Raw genomic sequence first — 19116 nt, 5'->3', positions numbered from 1 at the left:
GCCCCCCCCCCCCCCCCCCCCCCCCCCCCGCCCCCCCCCCCCCCCCAATACCGGGTGCCCCAGAATCGAATCACAATTCGTTTAACTAATCAATCTAAAAAAGGTTTACCACATGTCGAAAAATAGAACCAAACCCCTTGTCCGCGTCTCGATCTGCGCAACCGTGCTCACGTTTGCAACCGGGTATGCACAAGCGCAAAGCAGCGTAACGCTGTATGGCGAAATCGATGCGGGTCTCGCGTATTTGAGCAACGTGGGCGGCCATGCCCAATATCAGGCCACCTCGGGCCTGATCGATGGGAGCTACTGGGGCTTGCAGGGTTCAGAAGATCTCGGTGGCGGTAGCAAGGCGATTTTCCGCCTCGAACATGGGTTCTCGACGCAGACCGGTGTAGCGCTCAACGATCACCCGTACTACGTTGGTCTTGTAAACGACGCGTACGGCACCGTTACCCTGGGCCACCAGTACGATTCGATCCGTGATTACTTCGCGCCGTTCACGCTGACGGGCGGCAACGGCGGGACGGCATTTGCCCACCCGTTTGACAACGACAACGCTAACAACTCATATCTCGCCCGCAATTCGGTTAAATATGCGAGCCCGACATTAGGCGGCTTGAGTTTCGGCGGCATGTATGCGTTCTCAAATGGCGCCGGCCAGTTCGCGAACAACCACGCGTACAGCGTGGGCGCGAACTATCAGAATGGATCGTTTAACGCGGGCGCGGCCTGGCTGCATGTCAACGGCCGGGGTAACACGGCGGGCGGCGCGTACGACGCGGTCGGCTTGCCGGGTGTCAACCACGATGTGTTCCAGGCGAACGTGCAGACGCAGAATACCTATGGCGTGGGGGCCAACTACGCGATTGGCCAGTTCACGTTAGGCGCGGCGTGGTCGCGCTCGACGTACAGCGGCGTAAGCAATGCTGATTCCGGCGCGGCCGCGCCGTCGGTGGGGTTCAGCAACTATGAGGTGAACGGCGTGTACCAGTTGACGCCCACGGTGTCTTTGGCCGGCATGTACACGTACACGAAGGGCTCCGGCGCGCATTGGCACCAGGGCGCACTGCAGGCTGACTATCAACTCTCGAAGCGTACCGACACGTATGTCGAGACGCTCTACCAGCGTGCGTCGTCGGGTGCCCCCGCGGTCATCAACACGGCTACGCCGGCAACGGGCAGCAACCAGTTGCTGATTGCCGCTGGGATTCGACATCGATTCTGAGTAGATGGATGGGCAACCGGGACACCAGAAAACGGTCCCGGTTGCGCAAGCTGTTTACCGGTACGGGGGGCTTGAGCATGCCAGCGGATGCGGATTGGCATCGTTCGTGTCCTCCGGCAACAGATTGCCGTCCCCAAGACTTTCGTCGGCGCGTGCGGTCTCCGGGTACCGCTCAGGATAGAGATGCCGCTGCGCGACGCTGGCATCGAACGTGCGCGACCATTTCGCGATGACGACGGTGGCGAGGCTGTTGCCGATCGTATTGCACGTTGCGATCGCCATCGACATGAAGCGATAGACGCCGAAGATGATCGCGAGTCCCTCTACTGGAAGTATGCCCGTCGACGTCACGGTGGCGGCGAACACGACGAACGAGCCGCCCGACACTGTCGCTGCGCCCTTGGAGGTCAACAGCATCAGCAACAGCAGGCCGATCTGATGCTCGAGCGTGATTGGCACGTTGTACGCGTGCGCGATGAACATCACGCCCATCGACATGAAGAGCGATGTGCCGTCGAGGTTGAACGCGTAACCCGTCGGCAATACGAGCCCGACGGTCTGCTTGGCGCAACCGAGTCTTTCGAGCTTGATCAGCAGGCGCGGCAGCGCGCTTTCTGACGACGCCGTGCCGAGCACGATGAAGATCTCATCTTTGATATACCGCAGAAACCGCCACAGGCTGAATCCTGCCAGCTTCGCAATGATGCCCATCACGACGACGATGAACAGCACCACCACCGCATAGAAGCTGAAGACGAGCTGCGCCAGTGCGATCAGCACGGTGGTGCCGTTACTGCCCACCGAGTAGGCGACCGCGCCTAGCGTGCCGAGCGGCGCGAGCTTCATCACGAGATTGATAAACGAGAACAGTGTCTCGGAGACGAGATCGAGCCCTTCGGTGATCTTCACGCGGCGGCGCTCCGGAATCGCGAGGATGCCGATGCCGACCATCACGGCGAGCACAACGACCTGCAGCAATTCGCCTTTGGCAAACGCGCCGATGAAGTTGTCCGGCACGAGGTGCATGACGAATTCACTGAAGCCCTGTGGCGCGGCTTTGGCTGCTGTTGCGGGCATGGCGCCGACGGCGACGGACGTCATACCCTTGCCGGTTTGCAGCAGATTGCCGGCGAGCAGGCCGACCATCAGCGCGAGCGTCGAGACGACCTCGAAGTAGACGATCGAGCGCCAGCCGACGCGGCCCGCGCTCTTCACGTCACCCGCCGACGCAATGCCGTGCACGATCGTGAGGAATACCAGCGGCGCAACCCCCGCCTTGATGAGCGCGAGAAAAATGTCGCCCAGTATCTTCAGTTGCGCGCCGAACTTCGGAAACACCAGGCCGACGGCGATACCGAGTACCAACGCCAGCAACACCTGCATGCCCAGCTTGCGGTACCACGGCAGTTTCCTCGGCGGCGCGACGATCGTTTCGTCATGCGATGCATTTTCGTCATTCATCGTGTACTCCTCCACGTCCTGGCCGGACGTCTTCAGATATCGCTGGACAATTTGACAGCCCGATCGACCATCCGGGGTGCGAGGCCGAGGTAATTGACGGGATCGGTCATGCGGTCAATCGCGGCGCGGTCGAAATGTGCCGTGACGGCAGGGAGTGCCGCCAGCGCGTCCGCAAGCGTGCCACCGGTTTCGTTCACCGTGCGGCATGCGTCGTACACGATGTCATGAGCCTGCTGGCGGCCGGTGAAGGGCGCCATGCCCATCATCACGGCCTCGGCCACGATCAGCCCTTTGCTGATGCCGAGGTTGTGCTTCATGCGCGCCGTATCGACGATCAACCCGCCCAGCGCGAACTTCGCCTGGTGCAACGCGCCGGCCGACAGGATGAAGCTCTCGGGAATCGCGATCCATTCTGCGTGCCACGGGCCGGTCGCGCGCTCGAAATCCTGGATCATCGCGTCGACCATCAGACCGGCGTGTTGCCGTACTGCTTTTGCGGCGGCCAGCATCAGTTCGCTGGAAATCGGATTGCGTTTTTGCGGCATCGTGCTGCTCGCACCGCGGCCCTTGACGAACGGCTCGTACACCTCGGCGAACTCGGTCGATGCCATGATCATGATGTCGAGCGCGATCTTGCCGAGCGAGCCGGTCACGAGTGCCAGCAGATTGACGGCTTCGGCGAAACCATCGCGCGCCACGTGCCAGGTGGTGGCGGGCACACCGAGTTCGAGTTCCTCCGCAAGTGCTTTCTGGACCTCGAAGCCCTTATCGCCGAGCGAAGCCAGCGTGCCCGCCGCGCCGCCAAATCCGACAACGGCGACACGCGGACGCAATTGCGCAAGACGCTCCTGATGCCGGTCGAACATGGCGAGCCAGATTGCGGCCTTGTAGCCAAACGTGACAGGCAGTGCCTGCTGCAAATGCGTGCGGCCGGCCATCGGCGTGTCGCGATGTTTCTTCGCAAGGTCGACGAGGATCGCGCGCAACTCGCGGATGTCGCCGTCGATCGCGCTGAGCGCGTCGCGCACCTGAAGCGACACGGCGGTATCCATGATGTCCTGTGTCGTGGCGCCCCAATGCACGTAACGTCCCGCTTCGCCACACATCTCGGCCAACTGGTGCACGAGCGGCAGGATCGGATAGCCGACGATGTCCGTCTCCTCGCGCATGTGATCGAAATCGATCCGCTCGATGCTGGATTCGCGCGCGATCACCTCGGCGGCTTCAGCGGGGATCACGCCAACGCGCGCCTCGGCCTTCGCCAGGGCCACTTCGACATCGATGTAGCGCTGCACAAGCGCGTAATCGGAAAACAGCGCGCGCATTTTCGCGGTGCCGAAGGCATCGCGAAACAGGATGGAGTCGACCACGGTGCTGGCCGTCGGAATAGGGCGATTCGTCATTGCAACCTCTGGGAAACGCGGAAAAAGACGGACGGGATGAAGAGCAGTTGGAGACCAAGTGCGTTCAATATGTCCGGACATATTGAAACTTAATATGTTCGAACATGTTGAACAAGCTATGATTTACCCTGGCGTCCAGAAAACCGTTTCCCACCCGCAAAAGAGATGAACAGACCGCACTTCGCCGAAATCGCGCGTGACCTGACCGAGGGCATCGCATCAGGCCGCTATCCCGTCGGGTCCGTGTTGCCGACTGAACTGGAGCTGCGCGACCTTTACCAGACGAGCCGTCATACGGTTCGCGCCGCCTTGCATGAGTTGCAGCAGCTTGGTCTTGTTTCCCGGCGCAAGAATGCAGGTACGCGCGTCGAGTCCGCACGGCCGGTAAACGGTTTCAGACCATCGCTTGCCTCGGTGGACGATCTCGTGCAGTTCGGCTCGGAGCACTTGCGTCTGGTGCAATCGACGGAAACGGCCATCGCAACCGGCAAGCTCGCCAGAACGCTGCAATGTGCGGACGGTGTGCAATGGCTGCGCGTTTCGAGCCTGCGTATCGACGCAGATCGGCCGAGTGCTCCGATTGGCTGGACCGATGTGTATATCGATCCGGCTTACACGGAAGTCGCGCAGGCCGCGCGAGCTCAACCGGATACGCTAATCAGTTCGTTGATCGAAGAGCGTTATGGCCGCTGCATCGCGGAGATCCAGCAGGACGTGCATGGCGCGCTGATTTCCGACGAAATGGCGCAAAGGTTGCGGGTCGACAAGGGCACCGCGGCGCTCGAGATCGTGAGGCGCTATCTCGACGCGTCGGGCGAGACGTTCGAGGTGTCGATCAGTGTTCATCCGGCGGAACGTTTCTCGGTTTCAATGCGGCTAAAACGCTTCGACGCCTAGTGCAGTCCAGACAATTTGAAACGGGCGGCACATCTTCTGTTTCAAGTGTTTCATTGCTGGCCAGGCCGCGCCTTGAGCGGCGCGCGTCGTCGCGCAAGTCCTTGGTAGTAAAGCGCTTTTCGTTGATTCATTTGATTCATCGAATTTTGAAAATGAGCCATGTGGTGTATCTTCGATTCATGATCAACGGTGAATCGACATGGACCGAGACGCGCTTTGTGAGTTGCTGAAGGAGCATTACGAACTGCTGCCGAAGCAGGAGCGCGTCGCGGCGAACTACATTCTCGAGAACCCGAACGAAGTTGCCGTCGTGTCGATGCGCGATCTCGCGCGGCTTGCGAATGTACCGCCGGCGACGATGACAAGGCTGGCGAAGCGGGTCGGCCTGCCCGGCTACGATTCGTTGAAGGCGGTGTTTGTCGAAGCGATGCGTTCGCAAGGCTATGCGTACAGCGGCCGCGCGCAGCAGATGGTGCAGTTGAACCGGCGGATCGGCGGGCCTGCGCATGTGCAGGATCTCGCCAGCGAAGTGATCGAGCACATCCGGGCGCTGTGCCATCCGGAGAGCGTCGCGACGATCGTCCGCGCCGCGCGCCGGCTTGCGAAGGCGCGCCAGATCTACTGTCTCGGACTTCGTTCGTCGTTCGCGGTCGGCTACCAGTTCGAGCATGTCGCGTCGTATTTTGCCGGCAACGTGCGGTTGATCGACGGCGCGGGCGAGAGCGGCGTGATGGCGGTGATTCATCAGGCGTCGCAGAAGGATGTCGCGATCGTCTGCAGTATGTCGCGTTACGCAAAAAAGACGATCAGCATCGCCAGCCATCTTCACCAGTGTGGCGTGGCAATCATCGCGATTACCGACAGCCCGATGTCGCCAGTCGGCCGGCTCGCAAAGGAAACAATCCTCGTACGTAACAAGACGTCGTCGTTCTTCGACACGATTGTGCCGGCGATGCTTGTCAGCGAGATTCTCGTCATGCTGCTGTCCGCGGAATCCGGGATCGACGTCGAGTCGCTCGTGTCGAGCGCGGAGCAGAAACTGATCGGGCTCGGTGAATGGTGGGACGTCGAATGAGCTGACCGATGTGGAGCGTCTCGTGAATTGGAACAGATGCAGAAAATATAATTCGCAACCCTAAATAGTGTGAGGTTTGAAAAATGAAGATGAACGGAAAAAGTTGGGCCGTGGTTGCGGGCGTTTGCCTTCTGGTGGCGGGAATCGGGTCCGCGAACGCGGCTGGTGCGTTGCAGCGGATCGAATCGAGCAAGGTGATCCGCATCGCGATTCCGACTGATTACGCGCCGTATGGCTTCGTCGGGCCGGATATGCAGCCGGCAGGCATCGACGTCGATACGGCGCAGCTCGTCGCGCAGAAGCTCGGAGTGAAGTTGCAACTCGTGCCGGTCACGGCGCCGACTCGCGTGGCGTACCTGCAGACAGGCAAGGCCGACATCACGATCTCCTCGCTCGGCAAGACACCCGAGCGCGAGAAGGTGATCGACTACTCGATCGCGTACGCACCGTTCTACGACGCCGTGTTTGGCAGGACGGATCTCGCGGTGAAGCAGTTCGCGGACATGGCGGGCAAGACCGTGTCCGTCACGCGCGGCTCGATGCAGGATCAGGAGATCACGGCGATGGCGCCGGGCGCCGTGATTCGCCGCTTCGAAGATAACAATTCGACGATCCAGGCATTCCTGTCCGGACAGACGCAGATGATGGCGGTGGGGACGACCGTGGTCGCGACAATGAAGAAGGCCCACCCGGATGTAGACGTCACGCTGAAGGCAATCCTGTCGAATTCGCCGTGCTATATCGGCGTGCCGAAAGGGGAGCCGGAGCTTGTGGCGAAACTGAACCAGATCATTCGCGAGGCGAAAACCGACGGCACGATCAACCGGATCGCTATGAAATGGCTGGGCGCGCCGGCGGGCAACCTGCCGGAATGACGAATCACACGACGTGTCGCGCCGGACATGGGCGCGGCGGCGCCCCGATCACACCAGGAGTCTTTGCATGAGCGCTACGGAATCCGCAATCCGGCGGCTCGCCGCGTGGGTCGCTGCGCTAACGCCGGCCGATCTTCCGCCGGCGGTCGCGACGGTTGCGACCCGCGCGACGATCGACACGATCGGCGTCGCGCTCGCCGGCAGCCGGACTGACGTTGGGTCGCAGGCCCGGCGTTTCGCGGGCGAAATATTTGGGAACGGGCGTGCCACCGTCTGGAGTAGCACGCTGGCGTTGACGGCGCCCGGCGCCGCGTTCGCCAACGGGGTTGCCGCACACGCGCTCGATTTCGACGACAACTGCTACGCGGGCTTTGTGCACGCGTCAGCGGTCGTCGTGCCGGCGGCCTGGGCTGCTTCGCAAGCAGCAGGCCGTTCCGGTAGCGCCTATCTCGCATCCTATGTCGCGGGTGTCGAGGCCGAATTCGCTGTAGCCGAGGCGATGGGGCTCGCACCCTATCAGCGCGGTTGGTGGACCACGAGCCTGTACGGCACGATCGGCGCCTGTGCCGCCGCGTGTCACGCGTTCGGACTCGACGCGCATGCCACGGCGTCGGCGCTTGGCTTTGCGATTGCCGGCACCGGCGGCACGAAGGCGGGCTTCGGCACCGACGCGAAGGCGCTGATGGTCGGCCGCGCGGCACAGACGGGGGTGAGCGCCGCGCTACTCGCGCGAGAAGGCTGTACTGGGCCGGACAACGCGCTGGACGGGGTGAACGGGATTGCCGCGCTGACAGGCGCCGAAGCGTACTCAGTTACGCCATTCGACACCCTCGGCCGGACCTGGCGGCTGCTGTCGCCGGGGCTCGACGTGAAGCGGATTCCGGTATGCCTCTCGTCGCATGCTGCTGTCGACGCGTTGCGCGATCTGATTGGCGAGGGTCTCGACGTGCGCCACATCGAACGGATCGTCTGCGACGTGCCGCCGATCGTCGTAAAGAACCTGGTGTATGCGCAGCCGGCAACGCGTCAGCAGGCGCAGTTCAGCCTGCCGTACGCGTTGGCGGCGACGCTCCTGCACGGCGACGTGACGCTTGCCGGATTCGATCCTGCCGCGCTAGCCGCGCCGGAGTTGCTCGCCGCCATGCAGCGCGTGCGGATGCATACATCGGAGCGCTGGGCCGACCCCGTACGACTGGCCGACGCGCCGGAGGGTGCGTGGCTGCGCGTCGAATTGCGTGACGGACGGGCGATCGAACGCTTTCGCTCGGCGGCGGTCGGCACGGCCGCGTCGCCGATGAGCGACGGCGAGTTCGATCGCAAGTTCATTTCGTGCGCGACTGCGGTGCACGATGCCGGGACCGCGGCGACCTGGCTGTCGACCCTGCGCGAAGTGGGGCGCGTCGCCGCGCTCGCATCGCTGACACCTTAATTTTGAATGTATCCGGATTGTTACCGATCCTGGAAATCTATTTAGTTATACAGATTGATAAGAATGCCGGTCGCAACTTCGCGACTGTTTCCCCAAGTTGACTGGAGACAATGATGAATTTTCCGCTGACCGTCCCACCTTCGAAGAAACACCAGAGCTTTCTGTGGTCGCCGATCTGCACGAATCTCGATGAGCTTGACGCGCATGTCGCAATCCTCGGGATTCCGTTCGGTCAGGCGTATGTCGCCGACCATATCAGCAATGACCAGAGCAAGGCGCCCGACGCGGTGCGCGCGATGAGCGACCGGATCTGCCGCGCGCTGCACCACTACGATTTCGATGTCGGTGGACCGATTTACGACAACCGCGCACTGAAGGTCGTCGATTGCGGTAACGTGCCGGCCGACCCGCGCGATCTGAGCACGCACGGTCCAAGGTCCGAGCAGGCGGTGCGCAAGATCCTGCGGGCTGGCGCGATGCCGATCATTCTCGGCGGCGATCATGCGATTCCGATTCCGGTGCTGCGCGCGTTCGACGACCAGGGGCCGATCACGCTCGTGCATATCGACGCCCACCTCGACTGGCGCGACGAGATCAACGGCGTGCGGGAAGGATTGTCGAGCACGATCCGCCGCGCGTCTGAAATGGAACATATCGGAGAGATTTTCCAGATCGGGCTGCGTGCCCAGGGCAGCGGCCGGCAGGCGGACTACGACGCCGCAGTCGCATACGGCGCACACCTGATTCCGGCGTACGAAGTACACGACAGCGGCATGCAGGCCGTGCTCGATCGCATTCCCGCGGGCGGGCGTTACTACCTGACGATCGATGCGGACGGCCTCGATCCGTCGATTGCGCCGGGCGTTGCCGGTCCCGCGCTGGGCGGGATCACCTACGTGCAGATGCGCCAGTTGATTCACGGACTGGTCAAAAAAGGCCACGTGGTCGGCATGGACATCGTCGAGATCACACCCTCGATCGACGTGAACAACATCACCTCGATCACCGCCGGCCGGCTCATCGTCAACATGATCGGCGCTGCCGTGCGTGCCGATTACTTCGACGCTCCGCGCGTCGGCTAGCGGGTGTGGCCATGACCTATCAGTTCGATTTCCTGTCGATTCTCGACTATGGGCCGATACTGGCGAAGGGCGTTGCGCTGACGGTGGAGCTGATTGCCGTCGGCGGCGTGGCCGGGCTGACGCTCGCCATCGCGTGCGCGTGGGGCAAGACGCAGGGGCCGCGCGCGCTCCGCTTCGCGATCGATGTATACGTCGAGCTGTTCCGCAACACGCCGTTCCTGATCCAGTTGTTCTTCGTGTTCTTCGGTCTACCCAGCTTCGGTATCCACATCTCGTCGAACTCGGCTGCGTTGCTCGCGACGATGCTGAACCTCGGCGCTTACTGCACCGAGATTCTGCGTGCCGGGATCGCGAGTGTGCCGAAGGGGCAAACGGAGGCCGCGCTCAGCCTTGCGATGACGCGCTGGCAGACGTTCCGTCACGTGATCCTGCGCCCGGCGTTGCGCAAGGTCTGGCCAGCGATATCGAGCCAACTTGTGATCGTGATGCTCGGCTCGGCCGTGTGCTCGCAGATTTCGGTCGTGGAGTTGTCGTATGCGGCGAACTACATTCAGGCGCGCAATTTCCGCGCATTCGAAACCTACACGGCGACAACGCTGATCTATTTCGGGCTCGCGGTTGCGCTGCGTGCCGTGCTACGCGTGATCGGGAATCGTTACGTGGTCGCACGGCAGGCGAAACCCACGGCTGCGGCGCGGCTCCTCGCACCCACGCAAGGAGTGTCGCGATGATGACTTTCACGCTATGGGACGTCGTGCGCGGCCTGCTGCTCGCGCTACGCTGGACGATTGTGCTGTCGATGGCTGCGTTCGTCGCGGGAGGTGCGGTCGGCCTGCTGATGATGACGCTGCGCGTGTCGCCACGGCCGCTTGCCCGCGCCGTAGCACGCGGATGGATCGAGTTGTTCCAGGGAACGCCGCTGCTCATGCAGCTGTTCATGATTTTCTTCGGCCTTGCGCTGTTTGGTGTTGAGGTGCCCGCGTGGGTCGCCGCGCTCGTCGGACTCACCTGCTGGGCGAGCGCGTTCCTCGCGGAAATCTGGCGCGGCTGCGTCGAAGCGGTGCCGCACGGCCAATGGGAAGCGTCCGCGAGCCTGGCGATGAGCCGGGCGCAGCAGATGCGGCACGTGATCCTGCCTCAGGCACTGCGGATTGCGGTGCCGCCGACGGTCGGTTTTCTCGTGCAGATTGTCAAAGGGACAGCCGTCACGTCGATCATCGGTTTCGTCGAGCTGGCGAAGGCCGGCAGCGTGATTACGAACGCCACGTTCCAGCCGTTCACGACATTCGGGCTGGTTGCATTGATGTATTTCGCGCTGTGCTGGCCGCTATCGGTCTGCAGCCGTGTTCTCGAGAGGAAGCTCCATGTCGCTCATCACCATTGAAGATGTCAGGAAGCGCTACGGCGCGCTCGAAGTGCTGAAGGGAATCGACTTGCGCGTCGACAAGGGCGAGGTCATCGCGATTATCGGCAAGAGCGGGTCTGGCAAGAGCACGCTGCTTCGGTGCGTGAACGGGCTCGAACGGATCGACGGTGGAGCGATCCACGTTGGCGATGTCCGAGTGTCCACTGACGACGTGGCGTTGCGTAAGCTGCGGCGGCGGGTCGGGATGATCTTTCAGCAGTTCAACCTGTTTCCGCACATGACGGTCGGGCGCAATGTGATGGCCGCGCCCATGATCGTGAAGGGCGTGCGCGAGGCCGAGGCCCGGCGGATTGCGCTTGCTAACCTCGAGAAGGTGGGGCTCGAGGCGAAATTCGACAGCTACCCCGATCAGTTGTCTGGCGGCCAGCAACAGCGCGTTGCGATTGCCCGCGCGCTGAGCATGGAACCGGACGCGCTGCTGTGCGACGAGATCACCTCGGCCCTCGATCCGGAGCTCGTCAACGAGGTACTGGCGGTGGTACGCCGGCTCGCCGACGATGGGATGACGTTGCTGATGGTCACGCACGAAATGCGTTTCGCGCGTGACGTCTGCGATCGCGTCGTGTTCATGCACCAAGGGTGCGTGCACGAGGCCGGTACGCCCGACGAGCTGTTCAGCCAGCCGCGTACGCCCGAACTGTGCCAGTTCCTCGGTGTCGCTCAGGCCGCGACGGCTTGAGCCCACGACAACGGGCGCGAAATTCCATGGCCGGTTCGGACAGGGCACCTGACGAATAAAGCAGAAGCTGGAATTTCTGTTCAGCTTCCTCTTTATTCGTCATGCTTTCACGCATCGGAACCCGGCATAAACGTGCTGATAGTGCGGCTGAAACCAGTTGCGAAAAGTTGGCCGCAACATGCATTGCGCGGTGCGCGCCGAGCCGCCCTTGAGCACGTAATGCTGTCCGTCGAAAAAATTGGCGGAGTAGCCCGGATAAAATGGAAATGCTTCAAACCCCGGCAGGGCGTCGAACACCGTGGAGGTCCATTCCCAGCCATTGCCGAATTGACCTTCTACGCCGAATGCGCTGACGTTGTCGGGATACGCATCGACCGGCTGCGGATTCCAGCTGCGAAAATCGAAATTGCCTGACGCCGCATGCGGTGCACCGTGTGCCGCGCGTTGCCACTGGGCTTCGCTGGGCAGCGTCTTGCCGGCCCAGCGCGCGTAGGCGCTGGCCTCGGCGTGACTCACGTAAGCCGGCCAGTCGAGCGGCAGCGGCACTTCGTCGAACATCGTGCGTAGCATCCATGTACCGTCGTGGTCGCCGTCGGTTTGCCGCGACCAGCAGGCGGGATGCTCGATATGTTCCGCTTCCTTCCAGGCCCAATCCGCCTCGGCCCACCACTTCGGTTCTCGATAACCGCCTGCCGCGATGAACGCGCAAAATGCGCCGTTCGTCACCATGTGGCGATCGATCTCGAACGCCGGCACGTCGACGCGCATTTCGCCGAACTCGTTGTCCCAGCCAAAACGTCCGCTTTCATGCGCCATGCCGAGCACAATGACGCCAGCCGCCACGCTGACCATCGAGGACAACGCCTCACGCGGCGCCGAACGGGTCGGCACCGTTTCGCGCAACGGGGCGGCCTTTTGTGCAAGCGGCAACTGATGCAGCATGTACGCGAGCGTTTCAGCATGCATCAGGCGATGTTCGATCGCGACGTGCAGCAACTGCTCGGCCGTGCCAGCGTGCGCACCGCCGCGCTCGATACGCGCTGAGTCGCTCAGTGCATCGAGCGCGCGGTCGATCTGCTCGCGGGCGCGCAATCCGTAACCGCGTACGGCCTCGAGCGATGGCCAGTCACCGGGTTGATCGGTCGGAAAGCCGCCGTCGACAGGATCGATCCCGAACGCGAAGAGCTGATCGAGGTGCGGATCGAACGCCGGCAGATCACTCAGGCGTTGATCGAAAAGATTACGATCGAAAGCTTCCAGATGACCGACATAAAACACGATCCGGTGGCGCTCGCGGATCGGCCGGTCATACAGAAATTCGGGTTTGACGATGGAAAACAGGGCGTCGGTCACTTGACGCGCGTCGATCAGGCGCTGGAGAAGCGGGTGATGCGGGGCGGGGTCGCGATTCATTTCGCCAGGTCTCCTTGCGGGGGACGGACTAAAGACTGTACCCGCTCGCAGGAGCCATGCCAAGGCGAATGCGCGCTAAAAAGCAGATGGATGAGGCGGTGGCGGCGCGGGCCAGCTTCCGCGCCTGTGGCTTACACCTTCTGCAAGCCTTCCAGATCGACGATCCGGATGTGTTTGCCTTGTGTGTCGATCAGACCGCGCTTTTGAAATCTTGACAGGGTACGGCTCACGGTTTCGAGCGTCATGCCCAGGTAGCTGCCCATATCCTCACGTGTCATGCGCAGGTTGAATTCCGCCGACGAATAGCCGCGCTGCGCATTGCGTTCCGACACGTCGAGCAGAAATGCCGCCACGCGTTCATCCGCTGAAAGTGAGCCGAGCACCATCATCTGCCCCGCCTCGCGGACGATCTGTTCGCCCAGCAGCTTATGCAGGCGTTCCTGCATCGAGCTGATTTCGCGGCACAGGGACTTGAGGGCAGGGTAGGGAACAATGCAAACGGTGCTGTCTTCAAGCGCGACGGCACTGCATGCGTGCACGTCTTCGCTAATGCCGTCGAGGCCGAGCGCTTCGCCGGCGAGGCGCAACCCGGTGACCTGTTCGCGGCCGTCACGGTGCGCCATGACGGTTTTCATGGAGCCGGAACGGACTGCGTAAACGTTGTCGAAACGATCGCCGCTGCGATAAAGCGCTTCACCACGCCGCACCGAGCGCGCGGTGCAAATGAGTGCTTCGAGTTTGGTGAGTTCGTCAGGCGAGAGCCCTTGCGGCATGCAGAGCGCGCGCATCGAACAGCTCGAGCAGCGGGCGGGGGTGCGCGCTGTTGCGCGCGTTGGCTCGGCACGACGGACGCCACCCGCCGACGATGAAATCACAGTGGAATCGGCGGCGCCGGCCGAGTGAGTCATAGCGGAAGGAGTAAGCATGGTTTGCAGCCGTTTGTAAGGGTGACAACTGATTGTCCCACCGCCCATGCCCCTCGTTTAGCGACAAAATGACGCGTTCGCGCAGTTAGTCCTCTTGAGCGATATCACCCTTGCGTTGCTGCTTGTGGTTATGGACTGCTATGTAGTCTGTTCTCGTTTTAGGGATAGGGATGATGCGCTGCATGTGCTGCCCCATGAGGCAAGCACATGCAACTGCAATGTGCGTCGCTACGCGTTCAGGTGCCTTCAGCGGTCTTGCCTGCCGCGGACGGAATCAGCAGAACCGGCAAGGTCGCCTGGCGCACGCAGCGCTCTGCAACGCTGCCGAGAATCAGGCGTTGAAAACCACGGCGGCCATGCGTGCCCATCACCAGCAAATCAGCGTTGAAATCAGCGGCAGCTTTTAGTACGACCACCGAAACGTCGTCGAGCGAGGAAGCTTCGCTGACGGCGAGCTCACCCTTGACGCCTTGCGCAGCCATAGCAGCGGCGAATTCCGCGCCGAGTTCCTTGCCCTCTTCGACCAGGCGGTTACGCAGTACGGAAGGGTCGTAACCGGGCGCTTCGAAATACATCGGCGTGTTTTCGACGACGTAGAGCGGTTGCATGACGGCACCGGTGGATTTCGCGAGTGCGAGTGCTGCTTCGAAGGCACGGCGCGAGGTGTGGCTGCCGTCGACCGCTACAAGGATGCGTGTGTACATATCGACTCCGCGTCTGAAGGATTCGGATGCCGCGGCCATGCGGCCGGCCGGGCTCATTGACGATTAGATTACCGATGCGAGCTTAAATGATCGCTGAAAAAGATGGTTTGAGACAGGATGTAAATCAAACATTTGTCAAATTTCGAGATGGCGATGCTTCGCGCGATGTGCACCGCGCAGAGCGCGTTTGCGGCATTCCTGTCACGCCAAAGCGCATATATCAAGACAAGATGGGGCCAGGTTTGCCTTACAATCTGGACCTATTCAGACAAGCTGCTTCAGCACCGCTGATGAACGAGCGCAAAACGACGGGCTTGCCCGACAAGATCTACGGCGACATCCTGAATCGCATTCTTGAAGGCGAGTACAAGGAAGGTGAGCGGCTGCCTACAGAGCATGCGTTGGCCGAACGCTTTGCGACTTCCCGGCCGACCGTGCGCGAGGCGCTCGCGCGCTTGCGGGCGGACGGGATCATCATGACGCGGCACGGTTCAGGCACCACGGTTGCGCGGCGGCCGGATCCGGATGTGCGCCGCTTCGCGCCGCTCGAAACGCTGTCCGACATCCGCCGCTGCTATGAATTTCGCATCGTGACCGAGGCGGGCGCGGCCGAGCAGGCGGCGCTCAAGGCCGACCCCGACGACATTGCCGCGATCCAGCATGCGTGGGACCAGTTGGAGCGCGTCATGGAAACCCGGGGTATTGGTGCGCAGGACGATTTCATGTTCCACCTGGCGGTGGCGCGCGCCTCGAAGAACCCGTTTTTCATCACGGTCATGTCGTTCATCGAAGAACAGATTCTGTTCAGCATGAACCTGTCGCGCAATCTGTCGCTCGTGAAGACGGTGGAGCGCCAGCGGCTCGTGCAGGACGAGCATCTGGCCGTGCTCGAGGCGATCCGCCGCAAGGACGGCCCCGCTGCAGCAAGGGCGATGCGCGCGCATCTCGAGAATGCGCTCGACCGGATGTTCGGCTCCTGATGTCCCGCGCGTCTCCTCCAGCGGGCCGCAACTAACAGGTGACCGCTGTCCCTCTGTCGCGCCAGGGCAACACCGGCTGATCAAGCGTGCAACCGCGACCCGGCGCCCATCCCACGTCAAGCTGTCAGGCGGCGGCAGCCATCGGCCCGAACAGTGCGGTGCGGGTTTTCGGACTGACCGCGATATCGAGCGCCACGGCCCGTTCCACACCGATTTGCAGAGGGGACCCGAGCCGGCTGATGTCGATGCCTGTCTTGCGCAGCAAGCGTTCGATCGGCGTGGTGGTCACCGTGACGTAACGCGTGATGCCCATCCGGTCGGCGAACGTCACCAGTTCGTGAATCGCCTGCATGGTCAGGTCCGCAAAGCCGAACGACTGTTCCTCGCCGCCGGTTTCGATCGCGAAGCGGCTCAGTTCCCAGATATGCCGCCCGACCGGTGCGTCCGCGCCATGCAGCAATTGCGGGAAGGTGTCCTTCAGCATGTTCGGCCCTTCGGTGGGCATCAGGCGCCAACAGCCCCGCACGTGCCGGTCGTCGCCCTGAATCAGCATGTAGTGCGGCCCAAGGGCGTCGTAGCCGTCAATCTCCATGCCCGCAATGGTCGGGATGTCCCATCCGAGCCGCCCATGGAACACCCGGGCTCGCAAGCGGTACATCTCGTTGATGTCCGCATTGTCAAATTCTTGCCGCATTCCAATTCGAATCGCTGTTTGCATGACGTTCTCCTGAACGTGTTGGGGTACCCAATACGCAAGAAAACTTATGCATTTTGAATGGTTCTGCCACCTACCTACCTGGATAGGTGTGGATGCTTATCGGATAACGCAGAATTCGAGACAAGCCGCAGTACTCAACCGACCGGACCGAAAAATGGAACTTCTCGACAATCACTGGCAGGTGCAACCCTCCGTCCAAAGCCGTCCGGCGGAGCCTTCATCGGCAGTAGATCGGGTTCTGATCATTGCCTACCGCAAGAAGAAAAAAGAAAGCCAGCGTCGCTTCTGGGCACGCTTTGGCGTGACGCAGTCGCGTGGCAGCCGGTTCGAATCGGGCGCCGAAATTCCCGCGCCTGTATCGATCCTGCTGGGCCTCTATTTCACCAAAACCGTTTCGGACGCAGATCTCGGGCGGGCCGAACGGGTCCTGTACAGCCGTGACGCTGCCGCCTTGCTCAACCCGGGTCAATAAGTCCCAACTGCGCGGCGATTACGGCCGCCGCGCGCCGCGAATTCACACCGAATTTCGTCCTGATGTTCTTCATGTGGAAGTTCACCACGGCTTCCGAACAGCTCAGGATATGGGAGATTTCCCACGTGGATTTGCCGCGCGCGGTCCATTTCAGGCACTCGCGTTCGCGAGGCGTGAGCTTGGGCAATAAATTCTGGGTGTGCGTATTCAAATGGCGCTGACTGGTATCGATCACCAGATCGCGCAATAACACCAGATTCGGCAACGCAACGTTCACATGACGCCAGAATGCGTCGGTCGGATTGCTGTCGTTGACGAAGCACATCATGCCGGCCTCCTGATTCGGTCCATGAATCGGCAAAGTCACGCCGGCGCGCAGGCCGTGCGCGCGAGCTTCCTCATACATCGACTGTTGCTGGGCCGTGGTGAAAATGTCCGGCGACCAGATCAACGGCGTGGCGCGCGTTGCGCAATGCGAGACTGTCGGGTCGATGTGGACGAGACCCTGTTCGTCGTACGTGCGTCGCCACGTTGGTGAGTAGGTGCTCCTCACATAGGCGTCTTCAAGGCGAATGGTTGGGCGCGGCAACATGGCGATCAACAGCTTGTCGAAGCCCCACGTTTCAGCAAGGCCCGCGATCGCACCGAACCATTCCGCTTCATCCGCGGCGTTCAGTAGCGGCGCCATTTCCTCGATAAAATGTAGCGACAATTTGTGTTCTCTCAGACTCGCAAACATCCCGTTGCGGTTAATTGCGGTGCGGTGATCCGCCCGGCTGTTTTTATCTTCACAATCTATCACTAAAAATTATTCCGCAAGCCGAAAGCAATTTCTAATGAAGCACCGCCAGCGCGGGTTCTGCAAAGAGGCGAGCGAATTACTCTTTATAGCGGATTTCTTTGACCCGATTAACATTCACGGGTCGAAAAAGTGGGTAATTTTCTCGTAGTACCGGTTTTGATCAGGCGGGATTCCGGGTCAATCCACTCAATTTTCCAGTTCGGCAGTTTCCGTGCAGCCCACTGTCATTCACCCACGCCTGCCTGCGGCGCTATTGTCATACAAAAGCGCCAAACCGGCTTCACCAACTTCGACCTTCTTCGTATCGACTTCGTATTGACTTCGGGTCGAAGTCGCGCGATGCCGCGCACGCTCAGGTTGCTTGACAACATTTCGACCCCGATACTTCTCGAAGATTGGAGACATGCGGCCGATCTTGTCGCTACCTGGTTCGACGCCGCCCGAACATCATGCGAAGATCGATCATGCGACGCAGGTCCTGCTTGCATTGGCGCATCGGTTTGCGCATCGGCTGCGTCCCCATTCACTTCCATCATCCAAAGCCTGAGCATGACCGACATCAGCCGACGCTATCCCGATCCCGCCATCCGCCTGCTCGATCCGCGCTTCAAATCGCTAATTCTTGCATCCGCTTCCGTCGAGTGTCTGTATCAGGGCGCGCGCTGGTCGGAGGGGCCTGTCTGGTTCGGCGATGGCCGTTATCTGCTATGGAGCGACATCCCCAACGACCGCATCCTGCGCTGGGACGAAACGAACGGCGCCGTGACCACGTTTCGCCAGTCGTCGAACAATGCGAATGGCCATACACGCGACCGTCAGGGGCGCCTCGTCAGTTGTGAGCACCTGACGCGGCGCGTCACGCGCACCGAGTATGACGGTTCGATCACCGTGCTCGCCGACCGCTATCGCGGCAAGCGCTTCAACTCGCCGAATGACGTGATCGTGAAGTCGGACGGTTCGATCTGGTTCAGCGATCCGACCTTCGGCATCGACGGCTTTTATGAGGGCGAGCAGCAGCAATCGGAATTGCCGGCGTGCGTGTACCGCATTGACGGCCAAACCGGCGAAGTGACCGTGGTCGCCGACGACGTGCTCGGCCCGAACGGTCTCGCATTTTCACCGGATGAATCGCTGCTGTACGTCGTTGAATCGCGTGGCGAGCCGCGCAAGATTCGTGCGTTCGACGTCGAAGTGAGTGGCGATAGCGTCGTGCTGTCGAACAACCGCGTGCTGATCGATGCTGGTGCGGGCACGCCGGACGGCTTTCGCGTCGACACGCACGGCAATCTCTGGTGCGGCTGGGGCATGGGGACCGACGAACTCGACGGCGTGCGCGTTTTCACGCCGCAAGGCGAGCCGATCGGCCACATCGCGTTGCCGGAGCGCTGCGCGAACGTGTGCTTCGGCGGACGCCATCGCAACCGGTTGTTCATGGCGGCAAGCCACGGCTTGTATTCGCTCTATGTGAACACACAGGGTGTGCAGGGCGGGTGAGTGCGCGCCGGTGAACGCACGACGTAACCTCATGTTGCCTGACAACTTGTTGTCC

19 protein-coding genes are annotated in these 19116 nt (G+C 61.5%); 12 read left to right on the top strand and 7 right to left on the bottom strand.

Features of this window, described 5'->3' with window-relative positions:
- Positions 1-112 precede the first annotated feature (112 nt).
- Positions 113-1225: a porin gene (locus tag PQR67_RS22150; protein ID WP_408463997.1), complete on the top strand. Its 1113-nt coding sequence runs from the start codon at positions 113-115 to the stop codon at positions 1223-1225.
- Positions 1226-1279: 54 nt separating this feature from the next.
- Here the strand turns inward: PQR67_RS22150 and PQR67_RS22145 are convergent, their stop codons facing one another.
- Together PQR67_RS22145 and pcaB are read right to left on the bottom strand one after the other, a co-directional pair.
- Positions 1280-2686, bottom strand: coding sequence for a cation:dicarboxylate symporter family transporter (locus PQR67_RS22145; protein ID WP_408463994.1), 1407 nt, complete (start codon positions 2684-2686; stop codon positions 1280-1282).
- Between the two features lie 32 nt (positions 2687-2718).
- Positions 2719-4089, bottom strand: coding sequence for a 3-carboxy-cis,cis-muconate cycloisomerase (pcaB, locus tag PQR67_RS22140; RefSeq protein ID WP_408463991.1), 1371 nt, complete (start codon positions 4087-4089; stop codon positions 2719-2721).
- A 165-nt stretch (positions 4090-4254) separates the two neighbouring features.
- On the opposite strand from pcaB, the gene PQR67_RS22135 reads away from it, so the two are divergent.
- From PQR67_RS22135 to PQR67_RS22100, 8 genes are all read left to right on the top strand, one after another.
- Positions 4255-4986 carry a GntR family transcriptional regulator gene (locus PQR67_RS22135; protein ID WP_408463987.1) on the top strand — a complete coding sequence of 244 codons (732 nt, stop codon included), beginning with the start codon at positions 4255-4257 and terminating at the stop codon, positions 4984-4986.
- A 199-nt stretch (positions 4987-5185) separates the two neighbouring features.
- On the top strand, positions 5186-6061 hold the full coding sequence (locus tag PQR67_RS22130) for a MurR/RpiR family transcriptional regulator (RefSeq protein ID WP_408463984.1): 876 nt from the start codon (positions 5186-5188) through the stop codon (positions 6059-6061).
- A gap of 83 nt (positions 6062-6144) precedes the next feature.
- Positions 6145-6936, top strand: a complete 792-nt coding sequence (locus tag PQR67_RS22125) for a transporter substrate-binding domain-containing protein (RefSeq protein WP_408463981.1) — start codon at positions 6145-6147, stop codon at positions 6934-6936.
- A gap of 67 nt (positions 6937-7003) precedes the next feature.
- Positions 7004-8365, top strand: a complete 1362-nt coding sequence (locus PQR67_RS22120) for an MmgE/PrpD family protein (protein ID WP_408463978.1) — start codon at positions 7004-7006, stop codon at positions 8363-8365.
- Positions 8366-8478: 113 nt separating this feature from the next.
- Positions 8479-9447: an agmatinase gene (locus tag PQR67_RS22115; protein WP_408464010.1), complete on the top strand. Its 969-nt coding sequence runs from the start codon at positions 8479-8481 to the stop codon at positions 9445-9447.
- Between the two features lie 11 nt (positions 9448-9458).
- A complete protein-coding gene (locus tag PQR67_RS22110; protein WP_408463975.1) occupies positions 9459-10178 on the top strand; it encodes an amino acid ABC transporter permease in 720 nt (239 codons plus the stop codon).
- Positions 10175-10831 (top strand): amino acid ABC transporter permease, encoded by a 657-nt coding sequence (locus PQR67_RS22105; RefSeq protein ID WP_408463972.1) that lies wholly within the window; start codon positions 10175-10177, stop codon positions 10829-10831. The genes PQR67_RS22110 and PQR67_RS22105 overlap by 4 nt, the downstream gene beginning before the upstream one ends.
- Positions 10812-11552, top strand: coding sequence for an amino acid ABC transporter ATP-binding protein (locus PQR67_RS22100; RefSeq protein WP_408463969.1), 741 nt, complete (start codon positions 10812-10814; stop codon positions 11550-11552). The genes PQR67_RS22105 and PQR67_RS22100 overlap by 20 nt, the downstream gene beginning before the upstream one ends.
- Positions 11553-11651: 99 nt before the next feature.
- Here the strand turns inward: PQR67_RS22100 and PQR67_RS22095 are convergent, their stop codons facing one another.
- The 3 genes from PQR67_RS22095 to PQR67_RS22085 all read right to left on the bottom strand — a co-directional run bounded on the left by PQR67_RS22095 (position 11652) and on the right by PQR67_RS22085 (position 14595).
- Entirely contained in the window at positions 11652-12965 is a 1314-nt protein-coding gene (locus tag PQR67_RS22095; RefSeq protein ID WP_408463966.1) for an SUMF1/EgtB/PvdO family nonheme iron enzyme, read from the bottom strand.
- A gap of 131 nt (positions 12966-13096) precedes the next feature.
- Positions 13097-13891: a helix-turn-helix domain-containing protein gene (locus tag PQR67_RS22090; protein ID WP_408463963.1), complete on the bottom strand. Its 795-nt coding sequence runs from the start codon at positions 13889-13891 to the stop codon at positions 13097-13099.
- Positions 13892-14127: 236 nt separating this feature from the next.
- Positions 14128-14595 (bottom strand): universal stress protein, encoded by a 468-nt coding sequence (locus PQR67_RS22085; RefSeq protein ID WP_408463960.1) that lies wholly within the window; start codon positions 14593-14595, stop codon positions 14128-14130.
- A 290-nt stretch (positions 14596-14885) separates the two neighbouring features.
- On the opposite strand from PQR67_RS22085, the gene PQR67_RS22080 reads away from it, so the two are divergent.
- Positions 14886-15575: a FadR/GntR family transcriptional regulator gene (locus PQR67_RS22080; protein ID WP_408463957.1), complete on the top strand. Its 690-nt coding sequence runs from the start codon at positions 14886-14888 to the stop codon at positions 15573-15575.
- 124 nt (positions 15576-15699) lie between these two features.
- On the opposite strand, the gene PQR67_RS22075 is transcribed toward PQR67_RS22080, so the two are convergent.
- Positions 15700-16293: an acyl-homoserine-lactone synthase gene (locus tag PQR67_RS22075; RefSeq protein ID WP_408220517.1), complete on the bottom strand. Its 594-nt coding sequence runs from the start codon at positions 16291-16293 to the stop codon at positions 15700-15702.
- Positions 16294-16447: 154 nt separating this feature from the next.
- Between PQR67_RS22075 and PQR67_RS22070 the strand changes: the two genes are divergently transcribed.
- Positions 16448-16765: a helix-turn-helix domain-containing protein gene (locus tag PQR67_RS22070; protein WP_408463954.1), complete on the top strand. Its 318-nt coding sequence runs from the start codon at positions 16448-16450 to the stop codon at positions 16763-16765.
- On the opposite strand, the gene PQR67_RS22065 is transcribed toward PQR67_RS22070, so the two are convergent.
- On the bottom strand, positions 16749-17453 hold the full coding sequence (locus tag PQR67_RS22065; RefSeq protein WP_408464007.1) for a helix-turn-helix transcriptional regulator: 705 nt from the start codon (positions 17451-17453) through the stop codon (positions 16749-16751). The genes PQR67_RS22070 and PQR67_RS22065 overlap by 17 nt on opposite strands.
- Positions 17454-18116: 663 nt before the next feature.
- On the opposite strand from PQR67_RS22065, the gene PQR67_RS22060 reads away from it, so the two are divergent.
- The gene (locus PQR67_RS22060; protein ID WP_408463951.1) at positions 18117-19061 is read left to right on the top strand and encodes an SMP-30/gluconolactonase/LRE family protein; all 945 of its coding nucleotides are present in this window, start codon (positions 18117-18119) and stop codon (positions 19059-19061) included.
- Positions 19062-19116: the final 55 nt, after the last annotated feature.

Origin of the sequence: Paraburkholderia fungorum, assembly GCF_046026025.1 — a bacterium.
In the GTDB taxonomy this organism is placed as follows: domain Bacteria; phylum Pseudomonadota; class Gammaproteobacteria; order Burkholderiales; family Burkholderiaceae; genus Paraburkholderia; species Paraburkholderia fungorum_E.
Note: the sequence above shows the minus strand (reverse complement) of the source record. Positions and strands in the feature narration are given on the sequence as shown.

Excerpts from the sequence above, each read along its gene's own strand:
- PQR67_RS22105 (WP_408463972.1), top strand. The coding sequence starts at position 10,175 with ATGATGACTTTCACGCTATGGGACGTCGTGCGCGGCCTGCTGCTCGCG.
- pcaB (WP_408463991.1), bottom strand. The coding sequence starts at position 4,089 with ATGACGAATCGCCCTATTCCGACGGCCAGCACCGTGGTCGACTCCATC.
- PQR67_RS22150 (WP_408463997.1), top strand. The coding sequence starts at position 113 with ATGTCGAAAAATAGAACCAAACCCCTTGTCCGCGTCTCGATCTGCGCA.
- PQR67_RS22100 (WP_408463969.1), top strand. The coding sequence starts at position 10,812 with ATGTCGCTCATCACCATTGAAGATGTCAGGAAGCGCTACGGCGCGCTC.
- PQR67_RS22135 (WP_408463987.1), top strand. The coding sequence starts at position 4,255 with ATGAACAGACCGCACTTCGCCGAAATCGCGCGTGACCTGACCGAGGGC.
- PQR67_RS22080 (WP_408463957.1), top strand. The coding sequence starts at position 14,886 with ATGAACGAGCGCAAAACGACGGGCTTGCCCGACAAGATCTACGGCGAC.
- PQR67_RS22130 (WP_408463984.1), top strand. The coding sequence starts at position 5,186 with ATGGACCGAGACGCGCTTTGTGAGTTGCTGAAGGAGCATTACGAACTG.
- PQR67_RS22095 (WP_408463966.1), bottom strand. The coding sequence starts at position 12,965 with ATGAATCGCGACCCCGCCCCGCATCACCCGCTTCTCCAGCGCCTGATC.
- PQR67_RS22065 (WP_408464007.1), bottom strand. The coding sequence starts at position 17,453 with ATGGCGCCGCTACTGAACGCCGCGGATGAAGCGGAATGGTTCGGTGCG.
- PQR67_RS22115 (WP_408464010.1), top strand. The coding sequence starts at position 8,479 with ATGAATTTTCCGCTGACCGTCCCACCTTCGAAGAAACACCAGAGCTTT.
- PQR67_RS22090 (WP_408463963.1), bottom strand. The coding sequence starts at position 13,891 with ATGCTTACTCCTTCCGCTATGACTCACTCGGCCGGCGCCGCCGATTCC.
- PQR67_RS22060 (WP_408463951.1), top strand. The coding sequence starts at position 18,117 with ATGACCGACATCAGCCGACGCTATCCCGATCCCGCCATCCGCCTGCTC.
- PQR67_RS22145 (WP_408463994.1), bottom strand. The coding sequence starts at position 2,686 with ATGAATGACGAAAATGCATCGCATGACGAAACGATCGTCGCGCCGCCG.
- PQR67_RS22110 (WP_408463975.1), top strand. The coding sequence starts at position 9,459 with ATGACCTATCAGTTCGATTTCCTGTCGATTCTCGACTATGGGCCGATA.
- PQR67_RS22125 (WP_408463981.1), top strand. The coding sequence starts at position 6,145 with ATGAAGATGAACGGAAAAAGTTGGGCCGTGGTTGCGGGCGTTTGCCTT.
- PQR67_RS22070 (WP_408463954.1), top strand. The coding sequence starts at position 16,448 with ATGGAACTTCTCGACAATCACTGGCAGGTGCAACCCTCCGTCCAAAGC.
- PQR67_RS22120 (WP_408463978.1), top strand. The coding sequence starts at position 7,004 with ATGAGCGCTACGGAATCCGCAATCCGGCGGCTCGCCGCGTGGGTCGCT.
- PQR67_RS22085 (WP_408463960.1), bottom strand. The coding sequence starts at position 14,595 with ATGTACACACGCATCCTTGTAGCGGTCGACGGCAGCCACACCTCGCGC.
- PQR67_RS22075 (WP_408220517.1), bottom strand. The coding sequence starts at position 16,293 with ATGCAAACAGCGATTCGAATTGGAATGCGGCAAGAATTTGACAATGCG.